The organism is Trinickia sp. EG282A (assembly GCF_040965455.1).
Classification (GTDB): domain Bacteria; phylum Pseudomonadota; class Gammaproteobacteria; order Burkholderiales; family Burkholderiaceae; genus Trinickia; species Trinickia symbiotica.
Map to the genome: position 1 here is coordinate 717,762 of NZ_JBFRCC010000003.1, position 16,176 is coordinate 733,937.

Genomic DNA, 16,176 nt, shown 5'->3' on the forward strand with positions numbered 1-16,176 from the left:
TTCGCAAGAATGTCCCCACCATATCGTTAGTTCTCCTTTGTATTTCGAGCGGCGCCACGGGGACCGCGCGCCGTCACGCGGTGTGCTAAGCCCCATCGATCTCGGAATGGGATCTGACAAAGCTTAGCCCATCGCGAACCTGCCCGGCCGTGGCGGGCCCGGGAGTATTTCCCGAATCGAGCGCGGCGGCGCGGCGCCGCCTCAGTCCGCCGCTGTACCGCCAGGCCAGCAGCAGCAACGCGGCGAGCGCCGGCACCCAGCGCACGTCGGTCGGCACGCGCGTGCGGTGAGCGAAGCGCGCGTCGCGCAACGCCGCGGCGAGCGAGGCGGCATCGACGAGCCGACGATAGCCGAACCCGATGCGCTCGGCGAGCGCCGACAGATACTCGCCGCGCAGCTCCGAGAGCTCTTCGTGGGTTTCGGCCGTCGCGCGAGACGAATCCAAACCGCTCGACGACGAGGCGGGAGCGCCCGGCGCGGGAGGCACCTGGATCACTTCGGACGCGCTCCAGTAGCCGATCCGATTGCCGTTCGCGTCGGTCCTCGGGATCGGCGCGGGCTGATCCCCGCCGACACCGATGAGCCAGCCCGTCACGCCGGGCAAAGCGATGTCGGGCGACGGCGCGTTCGATGGACTGATCGGCGGCGCCTCCTGTCCATCCGTGATGAAGACGACGTCGACATTGCGCCCGACGGTGCGCGCGACGCGCACGGCCGAGTAGACGCCGCCCTCGGCGATACGGCTCCAGTTGGTCCAGCGCATGCGCCCGTCGATGGCGTCGAGCGAGGCAAGCAGTGCGTCATAGCTGCGGCAAACCTCGATCGGCGGCACCAGCAACAACGTATTTTGTCCCGTGAAGACGCTCCAGCCGACTCTCGACCCGCACGGCAGCGTGCCGAGCGCCTCGCGCATGGCGGACTTGGCGAACGCGAGCCGGCTGAGCGGTGCACCGGCGACGCTCACGTCCTCGGTGTACATGCTCTGCGTGATATCGAACGTCACGATGTAGTCGAACGTGTCGCGCGGCAGCTCGACACGCGGGAACGCCAGTGCGACCGCGAGTAGCGCGAATGCGGCGCCCACCGCCCAGTTGCGGCCCCCGAGCAGTGCGCGCGCGAGCCCGCCCGGCTTCACGGCAGATCCTCGCTTTGCGCGCCGCGCAGCCGGACGCCATGCTTCGTGACCGCCTTGGAGGCATCCATGTCTTCCTGCGTCTCCGGTGCAAGCCGCAGCGCCCGCTCGAGGTTGTAGCGGGCATCCCAGTCGTCGGGCGCCACACGCAGCAGCGCGCGGTAACGCGCTTTCGCCTGCTCGATCATCGGCAGCGAGCGAACCGCATCGGCCGTCTCCCCCGCCCCCTCGCGCAGGTACATGTTGCCGAGATCGAAAAGCGCCGCGCGCCCGATCGCATCGCGCGGCCCATCTTCGACGAGCGCCTCGAAGCGCCGCCCAGCGGCTGCATATTGTCCGGCCGCCGACAGCGCGATCGCCTGAGCGAGCTGGACCGCGCGCGGCGCGTGGTCGCCGGCTGGGGGATCGCCCGCCGTATCGGACGCCAATGCCGGCCCTTTCGCCGAGACCGCGGAAACCACGGGCTCGTTGTGAACCGTCGGGCGCTTCGAGTTCGCAATCGCCCGCACTTCGTCATCGATGCGGCTTGCCGTGCCGAGCCGCACGGCGTCGTAACCCGCGAGCGCGACGCAGATCGTCGCCACGGCGGCAAATGCGGTATGAACCGATATGCGTCTCAAGCCCAACTCCGTACCTGAACGATGCGCGAGGCGAGCAGGATCAGGCAGCAGGCCAGCGCAACGGCGTAGCAAACGTCGCTGCGATCCTGCCGCGGCAGACGCTCGTCGAATGCGATCGGAAAGCTCTGTTGCCGGCCGATTTCGTTCATCGCCTCGGCCATCGCGCGGGGATCGCCGGCCTGATAGAGCCGATAAGGTGTCCCGAGCGTCAGAAAGTAACGATGCAGCTGCGCCTCGGGCGAAGTGTCGCCGGCGCCGACCGCCGCACCGAGCTCGGCGCTGTAGATACTGCTGCGCAAATAGATGAAGTAGAGCGCGATCCGGTTGCGCGCCAACCCCTCGGCGATGAGCCGGCGTTCATCGGGCGAGAGCTGCGCGCCGCCATCGGACACCATGACGATCGCACGGTGTCCCGTCCACGGCAGACCGTCGAACTGGCGGATCGCCGCGAGCAACCCTCGTCCGAGCTGCGTATCGGGCATGCCGCGGCCGACTTGCGTGCCGTCGATCGCCGCGCGGATGATCGCGTGATCGAACGTGAATGGCACGGCGAGGATTGGAGCGATGCCGAACATCATGAATGCGAACCGGTCGTTCGGCCGTCCGTCGACGAACTCGCCGATCGCGACGCGCGCCACCTTGTTCTTGGAATCGCCCGTCGTATTGACGCCGCGGCTCGCCATCACGTCGTTCATGCTGCCGCTGCGGTCCATCAGTATCAGGATCTCGGCGCCGCGCCCGGTGCGCCGCGCCTCGAGATGCGAGCGACCCGGCCCAGCGAGCCCGACGACGATCGCGGCCATCGCGAGCGCCGCCGCGGCGCGCGCGACCCAGCCGAGCGTTCGGCCGATGCGATCGGGCGGCAACCAGGCCGACCATGAGAACGGCAGCGCTTCGTCGCGTCGCGGCAGGAGCGGCAGCAGTGCGAGCGGCAGCAGGCACAGCATCCACGGCGAGGCGAAGTCGATGGGCGCGCTCATGGGTGTCGGCGCCTCTCGGCTAGAAACAGCGCGCGACTGAGCGCCATCAGCCCGCGCGAGGCGCCGTCGCGGGAGCCCCCGATGCCGTCGCCGACTTCGCTGATAGGGCGGATGTCGCCGACGTCGCCGCTCGATCCTGCTTCGACGTTGCGACCTGCATCGCTCGCTACGACAGGGTTCGCCTGCGCGTGCCCGCTTCGCCGCGTGTCGTCCCCTGCCCCCACCACGGCGAAGAAACGCGCTTCCGAGTGCCGATAGAACTGCTCGATGCGCGGCCGCAACGGCAGCAGCCATGGGGCGCGTAAAAAGAGAACCGCCAGCGATCGCGCATGGACGACGCGCCCGGCCGTCTCGTTCAGCGCCCGGTGCAGTGCGCGCCAGGCGGCATCGCTCTCTTTCTCGCTCGGGCCCAGCCGCCGCATCTGCCGCCACGCAACCGCGAACGGCAGCCGCGCGGCCTCGCGCCGGTTACGCAGAATCCACCATACGGCCCATGCGACAAGGGTGGCGGCGAGCAATGAGAGCGTCACGGCGAGCCGGCGCTCGATCGGCGCGAGCGCCGTCGGCGGCGCCGCGCGATCCGGCTGCATGGTGCGCAACGCCGCGGCGTCGGTCCCGGCGTCCGGCACGAGCGGACCGACGCTCGCCGGCCACTCCGGCACGTGCAGCACGTCGCCGGCGGCCGTCTTCAAGGCGAGCGCGGGCAGTGCGATCCGCGTGATATCGCGCGGCGAATTGGTGACCTGATAATCGACGATCATCCAGCGGCGCCCTTCGGCATCCTTCTCCAGGCGCGCGGCGCGGCGCTCCAGCCAGACGTCGACCCGGCCGGCCGACGGAAGCTCCACGCGGCCGAGATCATGATCGCCGGCGTCGAGCAGAATCCGCTGCGTCAATACGTCGCCGATCGTGTGCCCGAACGCACGCGGTTCATCGACCTTCGCCTGCAGGTCCGCCGCGGCGACGCGCACAGGCGTACCGGCAAGCGCGAAAGCGCAAGCGAGCGACGCTATGGCGCGCGCAAGACGAGGTACATGAAGCGGATATCGATCGCACCGCATCATGCGCCTTGCTCCAGAAAATAGCGCGAGAGCTCGTCGGGATCGAAGTCGCCCACGAGGTAAAACGGCTTCATCGCATGCTTCGCGAACAGGTCGGTGAGCGCGCGGCGCCTCTGCGCGACGGCGTCCCGCCACTGGGCGCGCACGCGCTTCGAGAGCCACAGGGTGCGTTTCGCACCGGACTCCAGATCGCGGACCATGAGCAGCGCGCCGTCGCCGGGCGGCGCGAGTTCCGCCTCGTCCCAAACGACGATCGGCACGACGCACGCATGGACGAGCATGTCGAGTGTCGCGGGCAGCCCATCGAGCGGCCAATGGAAGTCCGAGACGATGAAGACGAGCCCCTGGCGGCCCGCGAGCTTCGAGACTGCGCGCGCGAGACCGCGCGCCCCATCGCCGCGTACCCGTGCCGCGACGGCAGCCGGTTCGGCCTGCCGAGCCGCCGTCCCACGCAACAGGGCGGCCATGGCCTCGCCCGCGCCGCGGCCATACCGGGCAGGCACGAAGAGATCGTCGCGCTCGTCGTCGTCGAAGGCGGTCATGCCGACGCGATCGCCGCTGCGAAACGCGCTGAATCCGAGTGCCTCGACGAAGTCGGCCACGACGTCGAGCTTCGGCCGAGACCTCCCGAAGCACATGGAAGCCGATACATCGACGAGCACATGCACGGGCACCGCCACGCGCTGCAAATGAAGCCGCACAAGCCATTCGCTGCGCACCGATTGCACGCTCGCGCGCAAGTCGAGCCGGCGCGGATCCGGATAGTCGACGAGGCGCGCGTGCATCGCGAACTCCTGGCCAGGGCCGAAGCTCGTGCCCGGATGAGACCCCGGTCGAACGCCGCTCGCGCGCACCGGCAACCGGTAGTGGAATTCGCGCGCTCCGTTCATCGTCCGCTCATCGAGGATCCCACTTGCGTCATGGCGCGGCCACTCGGGCGACGATCTGCTCGATCAGCGCCTGTGCGAGCTCCTGGCGGCGAAACTCGTAGATCGGCGTGAAGAAGACGCGATGACCGAGTGCCGCGGCGAGCACGGCATGAATATCTTCGGGCGTGAGATGCGAGCGTCCGGCGAGCCATGCGCTGACACGCGCCGCGCGCAAGAGCGCGCTCATGCCGCGCGGGCTCGCGCCCGCGAGAACGAGCCGATCCATCTCGACGCCCTCGAGCGCGATGCCGAAGCGCCGCGGATTCTCCGTCGCCTCCCAGATGTCGAGCACATAGCGCTCGATCGTCTCGCTCGCCTGGATCGATTGCTGGATCGCGGCGCCGATCGCATTGAGCTCTTCCCAGGCGACAACGCCGGGCCGCACTTCGCCGATCAGCGCATCGGCATCGTGAAACGCCGTATCGAACACGAGGGCGCGGCGCACGGCGCTGTCGGCGGGCGTCGGCATGTTGAGCTCGAAGAGAAACCGGTCGCGTGCGGCCGATGCGAGCTCGAACGTCTCTTCCTTTTCGACCTTGTTGCGATCGGCGAACACCGTCATGTGCGGGAAGCGATATTCGCGGTCGAATGCCGAGACCGAGCGCTCGGCCATTGCCCTCAGCAACAGCGACTGGACTTGCGGGCGCGCGCGGTTGATTTCGTTGAAGAAGAACGTGGTGAGCCGCTCACCGTGACGCAAAAGCGGTCCCGGGTCGATGCGCGGCTTGCCCTCGGCGTCGACGTAGGTGTGGTAAACGAGATCGCCCGGCATGAGGTCGATCGTGCCTTCGACGCGCTCGAACTCGCCGCCCACGGCGCGCGCGAACGCACGCAGCACCGTCGTCTTGCCGACACCGACGCCGCCTTCGAGCAGCACGTGGCCGCGTGCGAAAAGCGCCACGTTGATGAGGCGGATCGTCTGCTGCTGCCCGATCACGACCTTGCCGACTTCGTCCTCGAGGCGCAATGCGTTGCCGCGCCAGTCTTGCAGCTTCTCGCCCAATGCCATCGATCGGTCTCCTCGCCGGCCGCCCGCCGAGCTTCTCACGCGCTAAGCAGGCTTCATGCCGAGCGGGTACAACGACGCAACGGGCCGCGATGCGGATCGTCGTCGAGGACAGACGGGCACGCCCCGGCACGCGGCGAATCGATCGCCGGTGCATGGCGAACCTGGGCAGCGCGAGAGCCGTCGGTTGTCACGGGCGCGCAGGACAGACTGTCACCGAAATCGCGCGAATTGGCCTATCGAGCATCGCTCGGGACGGGCGGCTCGGCGCGAACCGAAAGGAAACGAAAGGAGCGAGAAAGAGACGCGACTCGAGCGCGCCTGTCGATCGCAGCGCCGACGGCGAGATCAAGGGGCTCGCCCGAGAGAAACCAGGCGACCCGCGAACCGGGATCTTACCGGCCCACCCGATAAAAGAAGAGCACCGTGCTGCCGGCGAACATGCCGAACAACGCGAGCCCCATTGCCATTGCCAGATCCATGCATCTCCCCTGACGAGGCGCGGCCCTTGCGGACGCGTGAACGAGAAAAGCGGCCCGGCGAACAGACAGCGGGCGCGAAGGCGCATTATCGGCGAGTCCGCGCCGGGGATAAAACCCACGATTTCCCCACCAAGGGTTTTTCCGGAGCCCAACCTCGCGCACAATCACGGTTTCGGCCCGAGCGTCCGGCGGACGGCCGAAGCGAGCCATCACCCACTTCGCGCGAGAACCGAACCGAATGACACTCTTTCAACAGCACGACATCGTAGAACTGGCAGACGGCAACTCGCTGCTGCGCGTCGCTCCGCAATTCGGCGGCCGCCTCCTCTCGTGGACGATCGGCGACGAGCCCATCGTCTTCTGGCCCGACGAAGCCGACTGGAGCCAGCTCGCGCGCGTGCGCGGCGGCAATCCGCTGCTCTTTCCGTTTCTGGCGCGTCACCGCGTCGACGGCCGCATCGGCGAGTGGCGCGACAAGGCGGGCGTGGTCCGCGCGCTGCCGATGCACGGCTTCGCCCGCGACCTGCCGTTCTTGCCGGCGCTCGACGCCGACGGCCGCGGCATCCGCATGACGCTCGCCGACACCGACGAAACGCGCAAGCAATACCCGTTCGGCTTTCGCTTCGAAGCCGAGTACCGGCTCGTCGATGCGTGCACGCTCGACGTCACGCTGACGACCGCCAACACGGGCGATGCGCCGCTGCCCTACTACGCGGGCCACCATTTTTATTTCGCCGTGCCGCACGCGCTGCGCGGCGAAACGACGCTCGAGCTGCCGCCGACCGAGCGGCGCCGCCAGCTCGAAGACGGGTCGATCAGCGCGCCCGAGGCGGGGGAGCCGCGATATACGCTCGACGAAGCGCGCATCCACGACCGCTTTCATTGTCTGCAAGGCGTCCCTGAGCAACCGGTGCGGCTCACCTGCGCGCCGCTCGGCAAGCGAATCGAAATCGACCTGAACCGGCCAGGCTCGATGCCTTGGTACGCCGTGACGAGCTGGACGGAGAACGAGCGTTCCGACTTCTACTGCGTGGAGCCGTGGCTCGGGCTGCCCGACGCCATTCACAACGGATTCGGCCTGCGCTGGCTCGCGCCCGGCGAGCAGGATCGGGCAGCGCTCAGAATCGGCGTCTCGCTGACGGCTGCTAAGCCTTGAGCGTCGCTTTTTGACGGCCCTTGGAGCGCGTCTTTTGACCGACGGTTCCGGCATTCGGCGGTTCGATCGATTGAAAACCGAGCGCGCCCGCTCGAGCCGCCCGTCCGCGCCCGGTAAATTTCGGCCCAAACGGCGGCGGCACGCTCGCACCCGCTAAAATCAGACGTTTTTTTCTCGCCGCGCCCTCCCGGGCTTCTTGCGCGCGAAGCGAAATCTAAGCAATCGTGGAAGTCGAAGTCCAAGCGAGGTTCAATGCTGAGAACAACAATGAAGCGGCTCGCCTGCCTGCCGCTCGCGGCCGTGCTCGCCGCATGTGGCACGGCGCCTGTCGAACCGGGGTACTACCGCGTCGAGCGCGGCGATACCGTGACGAAAATCGCGCGTGAGCATCGCCAGTCGGTCCAGAGCATCGTCCGTTGGAACAACCTGTCGAATCCGAACGCCATCGAAGTCGGCCAGGTTTTGCGCGTCGAGCCGCCCGGCAACGTCGCGTCGACGAACTCCAACGGGCCGCGCGCGTCGGCCGAAGCAACGCCGCGCGGCACGACGTCCAACGCCGGCGCGGCAAACCGCGACGCGGCGCGCGCCGCGTTCGGGTCAGTGCCGGCGGCACCGGCCAATGCGATCAAGCTCATCTGGCCGACGCAAGGCACGACCGTGCGCGGCTTCGACGGCGGCAGCTCAAAGGGAATCGATATCGCGAACTCGGCGGGCTCGCCCGTCGTCGCGGCGGCACCGGGTACCGTCGTCTATGCGGGGGACGGCCTGCGCGGCTACGGCAACCTGGTCATCGTCAAGCACAATGCCGACTTCCTCACGGCCTATGCGCACAACCGGAAGCTGCTCGTCAAGGAAGGACAAGCGCTCGCGCAGGGCCAGCAGATCGCGGAAATGGGCGATACCGACAACGATCGCGTCGCGCTGCACTTCGAGCTGCGCTACAAGGGGCAGTCGATCGATCCGGCGCGCTATCTGCCCGCTCGTTGAGGGCAAGGCTCGAGGCCGCCGCGATTCGGACAACACGCGCCGCTTGCTAAGGACAACCCGCGCAAGCGGCCCGCGGCGTTCGCCGCCGCCGATCAACTCCAATCGTCCATGTCGTGCTTGATGGTATGCCGGTTGGCGATCAACGTCTCGACGCTCGGTTCGTTGTTCATCGCACGTTGGATCGCGAGTTTCGTCGCCTCGTAATTCGTGCGGTACATGTCCTTCTTGTCGAGATTCGGGTCCGTCACGCATCGCGGATCGATCCAAACGAGGCTGATGATGCAGAGCTCGTTCGCCAGATCCTTCGGCAGGATGCCTTCGATCAGACAATCGACGACGGCGTCCGCGGTGGCGGACTGCACCACGCCGCCGAAAAGATCGACGGTCGCCATATCCTTTAGCGTGACCTTGGGAACGATCATGGTGGCGGGCCGTACCATTTGATTGCACGCGCGAATCGCGAACATCGCCGTGTGCCCTTTGCTTTGCGCCATCATGCTCGCAAACGCATGGCCGACCGGGCCGTCGACGCGGCCGATCAATATCTCCGGCATCGCATCGGTCGCTTGGCCTTCGGCGGCCAGTACGGTCGCCTCGCCGGCGCGAAAGGTCAGATCGACTGCCATGGGGAAATCTCCTTCGAAAGTGTGGGGGAGGGTTGGGTTGCTGGAAGGGACGGCGACACGCAAGGAAAGTGCCGGGCGCCTAACGGCGGCGCGCCGCGCTCGGAATGCCGCGCGGGATGGGAAAATTCGCTGAGGGAGCGATTGGCGCCCCGAGCCGTCGAGCGCTTGCGCGGGGCACGCCGTTGCGCAAAGTGTCAGCGTTTCGTTACACATTGGCGCAGCGCAAAAAAAAGCCCGGCGAGGCCGGGCCAACGGGGGTTCGGCGCATTAAGGCAAAGGACCGGTTCGCCATGCGCCGATTAGGAATTTAGCCGCTTCGCACGGAATCGACAATCGATTAATTCGTCTTTCGAACCCAATGGCCGGCAGAGACGAACTAATGTCAGAGACTCATGGAGGAAAGCGCACATAACGGACAACTGACTCGAATGCACTTTCGCATCGGCGCTCTGCCTTGTCTGTTGGGGCAGACACACGGTTGCGCGAGCCGAGCCGATCGTTATTCTCCCGATTTTCAGATTTATTGCCGGCGATTCTTCTGGATTTACAGATTTATTTTGTCAGCGCAGTCCGCGAGTACTTCCTCGCGGAGCCGGTCTAAAGGACGCTGCGTCCGGGCTGAATTTCAAACACCCGAGGATTGAATCGGAGCAATTCCCACATATTGATTTGAATCCCCGATTGGACCAAAGACGGGTCGTGCGCTCACGCCATCCGGCGCAACACGCCATCGCGCAGGAAGAAGTGGTGGAAGAGCGCGGCGGCCACATGCAGCCCGACCAGCCCCAGCAGCGCCCATGCGACGACCTGATGCACATCGCCCATTGCGTGACCGAGGGCGGAACCGGTCGCCGACAGCGGCGGGAGCGGTATCGCGCCGAAAAGCGTCACGGACCAGCCGCGCGACGAAGCATTGATCCAGCCCAAGACCGGCTCCACGAACAGGAGCACGTAGAGCAGGATGTGCGTCAGCCACGCCACTTGACGCATGAACGGCGTCGCTTCGACGACATCGGGCTCACGACGTATGAAGCGCCAGACGATGCGCACGATCATGATGGCGATGATGGCGGTCCCCAGCTCCAGATGCCAGGTAATGAGCCCGACGGGCTGCGTGCCGCGATGAATGTCCGGCATCGTCCAGGCAACGACGTACTGGGCCACCAGCAGAACGACGATGAGCCAGTGCAGCAGGCGTGCGAAGGGATCGTATTTGGAAAGGGCGGCTGAGCTCATCGGCAGGTACTCGGTTTCGTGGATCGGTCGGTGCGAAAACGCGCCGATTTTAACGCACGGCATTCCACCGACGTAATGGCGCGGCGTTGCCATTCGTTACGCGAGCACGCTGACCGATGCCGCGCGGGCGAGCGGCCAGGAGGAGAGAGCCGCATCGTACCGCAATCGCACCGCTTTTATTGCGGTGGGGTCGCGCCCGGCGCACCGGGGGCATCGATCATCGCCGGCGGGCGCGTGTCCGTCGGCACGCCCTGATAATCGGGCGGATCCTGCGGAGCGCGATGGTGATGGATGGTTGCATCTCCACAGCCGGCCAGCATGGAGACGGCGGCCGCGGCCGCCACAGTGAATCGTTTCATGAGCATTCCGCGCAAAGGGAAACCGCGAGTCTAAACGAAATGCGCCTCACGCCGCCGTCAAGGCATCGCGTGAAAGGGCCGCTGCGCGGAGAGATCGAATCAGGCGCCGACGTCGTCCGGGTCGATCCGGCGTGGCGCTTTCATGCTGATTCCTGTCGCCCGCAAAGCTCGCCCCGAGTGTCCTAATATGTATTCGTCGCCCGCGGTGGCGTGCATTTTCGTCACCGGCAATGGCGGAAGGAGGAATTGCCATGGACGCTGAATCGATCGCCGGCCTGGTCGGACTCGCGGTGGGGCTGCTCGTACTCTTTGCACTGACGGTCTTCGAGTCGCTCTCATACAAGCGCGAACACGGCGAGGGCTTCATCCATCACTGGCTCGCGGCCCATCACATGTTCGACTGGCACCGGACGAAGCACTGATCGCCCTTCTCTCTCGAACCCGCGGGTCGTTTAGACGCGCGTATGCCGGCGCAATGCGGCCTCCTCGGCCGCGAGCGTCTGAGGGAGTTGCTCGCGCAGAAAATCGACCCACGTGCGGATTTTCGCGTCGAGGTATTCGCGCGACGAATAGAGCGCGTGAATCGTCATTGGCTCAGTCGTATATTCCGGCATGATCCAGAGGAAGTCGCCATTGGCGAGCCAGCGCATGGCCGTATAGGTCGGCAAGATGGCGATGCCCATTCCCTCGCGCACCGCAATCGCCATCGCATCGGCGCCGTTGACCTGGAACGGTGCCGGCGGCAGCGTGTAGGACTCGACGCCATGAGGTCCGTCGAAATTCCATTTGTCGAACACCGAGCCCGGTGTGACGAGCCGAAGGCAGACATGATTCGAAAGCTCGCCCGGCGTCTTCGGCACGCCATGCCGCTCGAGGTAGGCCGGTGACGCGCAGGCAATGCTGAACGCGCTGCCGAGCCGCTGCGAGACGAGCCCCGAGTCGGGCAGGTGGTAGCCGAGCACCACGGAAACGTCGTAACCCTCGTCGAGCAGATCCGGGATTCGCTGCGACAGCGTCAGCTCGACCGAGACGTCGGGATACCGCTGCTGGTATCGGCCGACGGCGGGAACGATGTAATGACCGCCGAAACTCGCCATGGCGTGGATGCGCAATCTGCCCGACGGACGAGCATGCGCGTCACTCGCTTCCGCCTCCGCCTCCTCGACGTAGGCAAGGATCTGCTCGCACCGCTGCAAGTAGCGCTTGCCTGCTTCGGTCAATGCAATACGCCGTGTGGTCCGGTTCAAAAGTCGCGTGTGCAGATGCGCTTCCAGATCGGACACCGCGCGCGAGGCGTAGGCCGTCGTCGTATTCAAGTGTTGTGCCGCCGCGGTGAAGCTTCCCGACTCGACGACACGCACAAAAACGCGCATGTTTTGCAGCGTGTCCATACTATCCCCTGTTGATCCCACGCAAGCAGATTGTTGCACGATCGGCAATGTCGATTATCTCAATTACTGTAAAGATCCCTTACACCGTTACGACTTATTCGACAATCAGCCGAAAAATATAATCGGCGGTAGTCGATACCGCCGCCCAAGGAGAACAGTCGTGCAGTTGCTCACCCGGAAACGAAGCGTCGTGCTCGCGTTTCTTGCACTGCCGATAATAATTGCCGGCTGTGCGAGCACTCACGGCATCGCGCCGCAATCGCGCCTTCCCGATCCGACCTCGTTCGACGTCGGCCATGCCATACGCGAGGCCGACGCGAGCGCGCACTGGCCCGCGAGCGATTGGTGGCGGGCATTCGGCGATCCACAATTGAACGCGCTCATCGAGACGGCGACCTCCGGCAGCCCCACACTCGCCGCAGCCTCGGCGCGCGTACGCCAGGCCGCCGCGCTCGCCGGCGTTTCCGAGGCCGCCGAATCGCCGCAACTGGAAGGCAGCCTGTCGGTCACGCGCGAGCATTGGCCCGACAACGTCTACTATGGCCCGGGCCCGCTCGCCAACGCCACTACCTGGAACAACGTGGGCGCGTTGCGCCTGACTTATCGCCTCGACCTCTGGGGGCAGGACAAGAACGACACCGAGCGCGCCCTGGACGTCGCGCATCAGCGCGCGGCCGATGCGCGCGCCGCCCAGCTCGAGCTCGAAGTCAACGTCGTGCGCGCCTATGTCGATTTCGCCGAGCAGTATGAGCTGCTCGACATCGCGACCGATGTGTTCGCGCGCCAGAAGCAACTGGCCGATCTCGCCCGGCGGCGTCTCGCCGGCGGAATCGGCACGCAGCTCGATCTCTCGCAAGCGGAGGCGCCGCTGCCCGAGTACGAGCGCCAGATAGAAGCCCGGCGCGAAGCGATCGAGCTCGCCCGCAACCGGCTTGCCGCATTGCTCGGCAAAGGACCCGGGGCGGGTGCGGCACTCGCTCGCCCCACGCTCTCGCTTTCCGCCCCAGCCTCGTTGCCGTCCACGGTACCGGCCGAGCTGATCGGCCACCGGCCCGACGTCGTCGCGGCACGCTGGGCCGTGGCGGCGCAGGCACGCGGGATCGATGTGGCGCACGCGGCTTTCTATCCGAATATCGATCTCGTCGCTTCGCTCGGCGGCTACGCGGTGGCGGGGCCGCTGTTCCAATTCCTGCATGCCGCCAACGGCGGCTGGACGGGCGGTCCGGCGCTCTCGCTGCCGATCTTCGACGGCGGCGCGCTGCGCGGCCGGCTCGGCGCGGCGACGGCCGGCTACGACGAAGCCGTCGCCCATTACGATCAGTCGGTCGTCGAAGCGCTAAAGGAAATCTCCGACGCGATCGTGACGCTGCGCTCGCTCGCCAAGCAGCAAAGCGACGCGGAACGCTCGGTGAATGCCGCGCAACGCAGCTACCAACTCTCGGCGCTCGGGTTCAAGCGTGGCCTCACCGACTACGTCAACGTCATCGTCGAAGAAACACGCTGGCTCGATGCGAAGCAACGTATCGCGCAAGTGCACGCCGATCGTCTCGCCGCCTATGCTTCTTTGATGAGCGCACTCGGCGGCGGCCTCACCGTTCCCGCCGACGGCCCCGACGAGACCGGCCTCGAACCGTCGCAGCGACTCTTCGGCGCGCATCGTTCCGCGGACGCGGCGACAAAGAACGCAACAGGCGGCGCCGCGCCGGCCGCGGCCGGGTCGGCCGCCGCCGGCGCGCACTGAACGGAGGGCACGGACGATGTCGGACACCGCAACGGCAAGTGCCGCCTCTTCGACCGCCACCGGCGTGCGCGCGGCGTTCGTCGACTGGTGGCGTACCGACGGCCTCACCTGGATCTACCTGTTCAAGGCGCTCGCCGCCGCTTTTCTCGCGCTCGCCATCGCGATGCGGCTCGACCTGCCGCAGCCGCGCACGGCCATGACGACGGTCTTCATCGTCATGCAGCCGCAAAGCGGCGCCGTGCTCGCGAAGAGCTTCTACCGGATCGGCGGTACGCTCGTCGGTCTCGTCGCGACGCTCGTGCTCGTCGCGCTGTTCTCGCAGCATTCTGAGCTTTTCCTCGGCGCCCTCGCGATCTGGACCGGCATCTGCACGGCCGGCGCGGCGCGCAATCGAAACTTCCGCTCGTACGGGTTCCTGCTGGCCGGCTATACGGCGGCGCTGATCGGCATTCCAGCCGCGCAGCAGCCCAACGGCGCGTTCATTTCGGCCATGACGCGCGTCTCGGAAGTCACGCTCGGCGTGCTCTGCGCCGGCTTCGTCAGCGCGCTCGTCATGCCGCAGCATGCGAGCGAGCAGATGCGCAGCGCCGTGCGCGCGCGATTCTCACGGTTCGTCGACTATGTCGCGGCCGTGCTTGCGAGGCGCATCGAGCCCGCTCACGTCGAACGCACCAACGCTCAGTTTCTGGCAGAGTTCGTCGGCTTCGAGGCGATGCGCAGCATCGCCGTCTTCGAAGGACCCGAGACGCGCCTGCGCAGCAACCGTCTCGCCCGGCTGAACAGCGAGTTCATGACCGCATCCACGCGGCTTCATGCGTTGCATCAGCTCATGAACCGCCTGCGCGCGCAAGAGGCGACAGAGACGACGGAAGCGCTCGAACCCTATTTCGTGGAGCTGGGCACGCTCATGCAAACGCCGGGAGAACCGGTGCTTTGGGCGGCCGACGCCTCGCGCGCGGCGCAAACGCTGCAGACCTACAAGTCGGAGTTGCCGAGACGCGTGCGCCAAACGCGTACCGTGCTCATCGAAACGCGACCCGATTGCGCGCTGCTCGACTTCGATACCGCGTCGGAACTGCTCTACCGGTTCGTCGACGACATGCATGCCTACACGCTCACCTATGCGTCGCTGGCCACCGCGACGCACGAGCGCGAGCGCTCGCCCGAGCGCTACGAGCCGAAGACGAACGCGGTCGCGACCGCGATCGCGGGCGTACGCGGCGCGCTGCTGATGGCGGCATTGAGCGCGTTCTGGATCGCGACGGCCTGGCCGAACGGCGGGACGCTCGTCTTCGTCGCCGCGGCGACGGCCGCGCTCGCATCGTCGTCGCCGACACCTACACGGATGGCGACGCAGATGAGCATCGGCACGGTGCTGGCCGCCATCGTCGGCTTCGTCGTCGAGTTCGGCATCTATCCGCACATCGACGGCTTGCCGATGCTCTGCGTCGCGCTGACGCCTCCGCTCGCACTCGGCGTCTTCCTGACGACCCGGCCCAAGATCGCGGGTATCGGCGCCGGCTATTGCATCTTCTTCTGTACGCTGGCCGGTCCCGACAACGTCATGCGCTACGATCCCTCCGGCTATGCCGACAGCGCGTTCGCGCTCGTGCTGTCGATGCTCGCCTGTGCGCTTGCGTTCGCGCTGATCGTGCCGCCTTCGACGCCGTGGCTGCGCGCTCATTTCATCGCCGATCTGCGACGCCAGGTGGTGCTCGCATGCCGCGCGCCGCTCGCGCGGGTCCGCGGACGGTTCGAAAGCCGCGCGCGCGATCTCGCGTTTCAGGCGCATGCGATCGAGCAGCAGACGAGCGATGCGCCACGCGAGGCGCTCGCCTGGCTCGTCGTCGTGCTCGAGTTCGGCCATGCCGTCATCGACTTGCGTGGCGAGCTCGAGGCGTTGCCGCCCGATCCGCGCTACGCGGCCTCGATGCCCTGGCGGCGCGGCATTTCGAGGGCACGCGGCGCGCTCGTGGCGCTCTTCGAGCGTCCGAGCGCGCGCAGCCTCGACGCCGCGCTGGCCGCGACCATCGACGCGATCGCCGCCGTGCAGCAGGCGCTGATCACGTTCGAGCCGCCGCGCGACGAGCGCCACCGGCTGCAGCGCATCCTCAGCTATCTGCATTTCGTGCGCACGGCGCTCATCGATCCGCATTCGCCGCTCGCCGCTTTCGCGCCGGCCGCCCATGAAGACGTTGGCGCCGGCGCATCCGAGACCGGAGCTTCCCATGCCTCGTGACATTGCCCTGCTCGGCGCCTACATCCCCGCCATGGTGCCGCTATCGATCGCCGGCGCGGCACTCACCTGGGCCATCGACCGGCTGCTCGGCGCGTTGGGGCTTTATCGCGTCGTGTGGCACCCCGCGCTCTTTCGCGCGAGCCTGCTCGTCATCGTCTGCGGGACGCTCGGGCTCGCCGTCTACCGTTGACATCGACCTTCACCGATCGAGCCAATCATTCGAGCTGAACC

General features: G+C 66.7%; 16 protein-coding genes. 6 read left to right on the forward strand and 10 right to left on the reverse strand.

Features of this window, described 5'->3' with window-relative positions; genetic code table 11:
* Nucleotides 1-85: 85 nt before the first annotated feature.
* Genes AB4Y31_RS17765 through AB4Y31_RS17790 form a run of 6 tightly spaced genes read right to left on the reverse strand, consistent with a single transcriptional unit; the run spans nt 86 to nt 5,731 of the window.
* Complete coding sequence (locus tag AB4Y31_RS17765; RefSeq protein WP_368675029.1) at nt 86-1,135, reverse strand: vWA domain-containing protein; 1,050 nt, start codon at nt 1,133-1,135, stop codon at nt 86-88.
* The gene (locus AB4Y31_RS17770; RefSeq protein WP_368675030.1) at nt 1,132-1,752 is read right to left on the reverse strand and encodes a hypothetical protein; all 621 of its coding nucleotides are present in this window, start codon (nt 1,750-1,752) and stop codon (nt 1,132-1,134) included. Before AB4Y31_RS17770 ends, AB4Y31_RS17765 begins: the two co-directional genes overlap by 4 nt.
* Nucleotides 1,749-2,732: a VWA domain-containing protein gene (locus AB4Y31_RS17775; protein WP_368675031.1), complete on the reverse strand. Its 984-nt coding sequence runs from the start codon at nt 2,730-2,732 to the stop codon at nt 1,749-1,751. The genes AB4Y31_RS17770 and AB4Y31_RS17775 overlap by 4 nt, the downstream gene beginning before the upstream one ends.
* The gene (locus AB4Y31_RS17780) at nt 2,729-3,796 is read right to left on the reverse strand and encodes a calcium incorporation protein MxaA (RefSeq protein WP_368675032.1); all 1,068 of its coding nucleotides are present in this window, start codon (nt 3,794-3,796) and stop codon (nt 2,729-2,731) included. The genes AB4Y31_RS17775 and AB4Y31_RS17780 overlap by 4 nt, the downstream gene beginning before the upstream one ends.
* Complete coding sequence (locus AB4Y31_RS17785) at nt 3,793-4,683, reverse strand: DUF58 domain-containing protein (RefSeq protein WP_368675033.1); 891 nt, start codon at nt 4,681-4,683, stop codon at nt 3,793-3,795. The genes AB4Y31_RS17780 and AB4Y31_RS17785 overlap by 4 nt, the downstream gene beginning before the upstream one ends.
* Nucleotides 4,684-4,711: 28 nt before the next feature.
* The gene (locus AB4Y31_RS17790; RefSeq protein ID WP_020565994.1) at nt 4,712-5,731 is read right to left on the reverse strand and encodes a MoxR family ATPase; all 1,020 of its coding nucleotides are present in this window, start codon (nt 5,729-5,731) and stop codon (nt 4,712-4,714) included.
* Between the two features lie 717 nt (nt 5,732-6,448).
* Between AB4Y31_RS17790 and AB4Y31_RS17795 the strand changes: the two genes are divergently transcribed.
* Nucleotides 6,449-7,366 (forward strand): aldose epimerase, encoded by a 918-nt coding sequence (locus tag AB4Y31_RS17795; RefSeq protein WP_368675034.1) that lies wholly within the window; start codon nt 6,449-6,451, stop codon nt 7,364-7,366.
* Nucleotides 7,367-7,618: 252 nt separating this feature from the next.
* Nucleotides 7,619-8,353: a peptidoglycan DD-metalloendopeptidase family protein gene (locus AB4Y31_RS17800; RefSeq protein ID WP_368675035.1), complete on the forward strand. Its 735-nt coding sequence runs from the start codon at nt 7,619-7,621 to the stop codon at nt 8,351-8,353.
* 92 nt (nt 8,354-8,445) lie between these two features.
* Here AB4Y31_RS17800 and fae read toward each other — a convergent pair whose 3' ends face one another.
* The 3 genes from fae to AB4Y31_RS17815 form a co-directional block, all read right to left on the reverse strand.
* Entirely contained in the window at nt 8,446-8,979 is a 534-nt protein-coding gene (fae, locus tag AB4Y31_RS17805) for a formaldehyde-activating enzyme (protein ID WP_368675036.1), read from the reverse strand.
* Between the two features lie 705 nt (nt 8,980-9,684).
* Nucleotides 9,685-10,215 carry a cytochrome b gene (locus AB4Y31_RS17810; protein ID WP_368675037.1) on the reverse strand — a complete coding sequence of 177 codons (531 nt, stop codon included), beginning with the start codon at nt 10,213-10,215 and terminating at the stop codon, nt 9,685-9,687.
* Between the two features lie 176 nt (nt 10,216-10,391).
* On the reverse strand, nt 10,392-10,574 hold the full coding sequence (locus AB4Y31_RS17815; RefSeq protein ID WP_368675038.1) for a hypothetical protein: 183 nt from the start codon (nt 10,572-10,574) through the stop codon (nt 10,392-10,394).
* Between the two features lie 251 nt (nt 10,575-10,825).
* Here AB4Y31_RS17815 and AB4Y31_RS17820 point away from each other — a divergent pair, with 251 nt between their 5' ends.
* Nucleotides 10,826-10,996 carry a hypothetical protein gene (locus tag AB4Y31_RS17820; protein WP_018438933.1) on the forward strand — a complete coding sequence of 57 codons (171 nt, stop codon included), beginning with the start codon at nt 10,826-10,828 and terminating at the stop codon, nt 10,994-10,996.
* Between the two features lie 30 nt (nt 10,997-11,026).
* Here AB4Y31_RS17820 and AB4Y31_RS17825 read toward each other — a convergent pair whose 3' ends face one another.
* The gene (locus tag AB4Y31_RS17825) at nt 11,027-11,965 is read right to left on the reverse strand and encodes a LysR family transcriptional regulator (RefSeq protein ID WP_368675039.1); all 939 of its coding nucleotides are present in this window, start codon (nt 11,963-11,965) and stop codon (nt 11,027-11,029) included.
* 160 nt (nt 11,966-12,125) lie between these two features.
* Here AB4Y31_RS17825 and AB4Y31_RS17830 point away from each other — a divergent pair, with 160 nt between their 5' ends.
* From AB4Y31_RS17830 to AB4Y31_RS17840, 3 genes are read left to right on the forward strand one after another with little or no spacing between them, the layout of a single operon-like run.
* Complete coding sequence (locus AB4Y31_RS17830) at nt 12,126-13,706, forward strand: efflux transporter outer membrane subunit (RefSeq protein ID WP_368675040.1); 1,581 nt, start codon at nt 12,126-12,128, stop codon at nt 13,704-13,706.
* A 16-nt stretch (nt 13,707-13,722) separates the two neighbouring features.
* Nucleotides 13,723-15,945: an FUSC family protein gene (locus AB4Y31_RS17835; RefSeq protein ID WP_368675041.1), complete on the forward strand. Its 2,223-nt coding sequence runs from the start codon at nt 13,723-13,725 to the stop codon at nt 15,943-15,945.
* Nucleotides 15,935-16,135, forward strand: a complete 201-nt coding sequence (locus AB4Y31_RS17840; RefSeq protein ID WP_368675042.1) for a DUF1656 domain-containing protein — start codon at nt 15,935-15,937, stop codon at nt 16,133-16,135. The genes AB4Y31_RS17835 and AB4Y31_RS17840 overlap by 11 nt, the downstream gene beginning before the upstream one ends.
* Nucleotides 16,136-16,176 lie beyond the last annotated feature (41 nt).

Excerpts from the sequence above, each read along its gene's own strand:
- AB4Y31_RS17775 (WP_368675031.1), bottom strand. The coding sequence starts at position 2,732 with ATGAGCGCGCCCATCGACTTCGCCTCGCCGTGGATGCTGTGCCTGCTG.
- AB4Y31_RS17780 (WP_368675032.1), bottom strand. The coding sequence starts at position 3,796 with ATGATGCGGTGCGATCGATATCCGCTTCATGTACCTCGTCTTGCGCGC.
- AB4Y31_RS17785 (WP_368675033.1), bottom strand. The coding sequence starts at position 4,683 with ATGAACGGAGCGCGCGAATTCCACTACCGGTTGCCGGTGCGCGCGAGC.
- AB4Y31_RS17790 (WP_020565994.1), bottom strand. The coding sequence starts at position 5,731 with ATGGCATTGGGCGAGAAGCTGCAAGACTGGCGCGGCAACGCATTGCGC.
- AB4Y31_RS17795 (WP_368675034.1), top strand. The coding sequence starts at position 6,449 with ATGACACTCTTTCAACAGCACGACATCGTAGAACTGGCAGACGGCAAC.
- AB4Y31_RS17800 (WP_368675035.1), top strand. The coding sequence starts at position 7,619 with ATGCTGAGAACAACAATGAAGCGGCTCGCCTGCCTGCCGCTCGCGGCC.
- fae (WP_368675036.1), bottom strand. The coding sequence starts at position 8,979 with ATGGCAGTCGATCTGACCTTTCGCGCCGGCGAGGCGACCGTACTGGCC.
- AB4Y31_RS17810 (WP_368675037.1), bottom strand. The coding sequence starts at position 10,215 with ATGAGCTCAGCCGCCCTTTCCAAATACGATCCCTTCGCACGCCTGCTG.
- AB4Y31_RS17815 (WP_368675038.1), bottom strand. The coding sequence starts at position 10,574 with ATGAAACGATTCACTGTGGCGGCCGCGGCCGCCGTCTCCATGCTGGCC.
- AB4Y31_RS17820 (WP_018438933.1), top strand. The coding sequence starts at position 10,826 with ATGGACGCTGAATCGATCGCCGGCCTGGTCGGACTCGCGGTGGGGCTG.
- AB4Y31_RS17825 (WP_368675039.1), bottom strand. The coding sequence starts at position 11,965 with ATGGACACGCTGCAAAACATGCGCGTTTTTGTGCGTGTCGTCGAGTCG.
- AB4Y31_RS17835 (WP_368675041.1), top strand. The coding sequence starts at position 13,723 with ATGTCGGACACCGCAACGGCAAGTGCCGCCTCTTCGACCGCCACCGGC.
- AB4Y31_RS17840 (WP_368675042.1), top strand. The coding sequence starts at position 15,935 with ATGCCTCGTGACATTGCCCTGCTCGGCGCCTACATCCCCGCCATGGTG.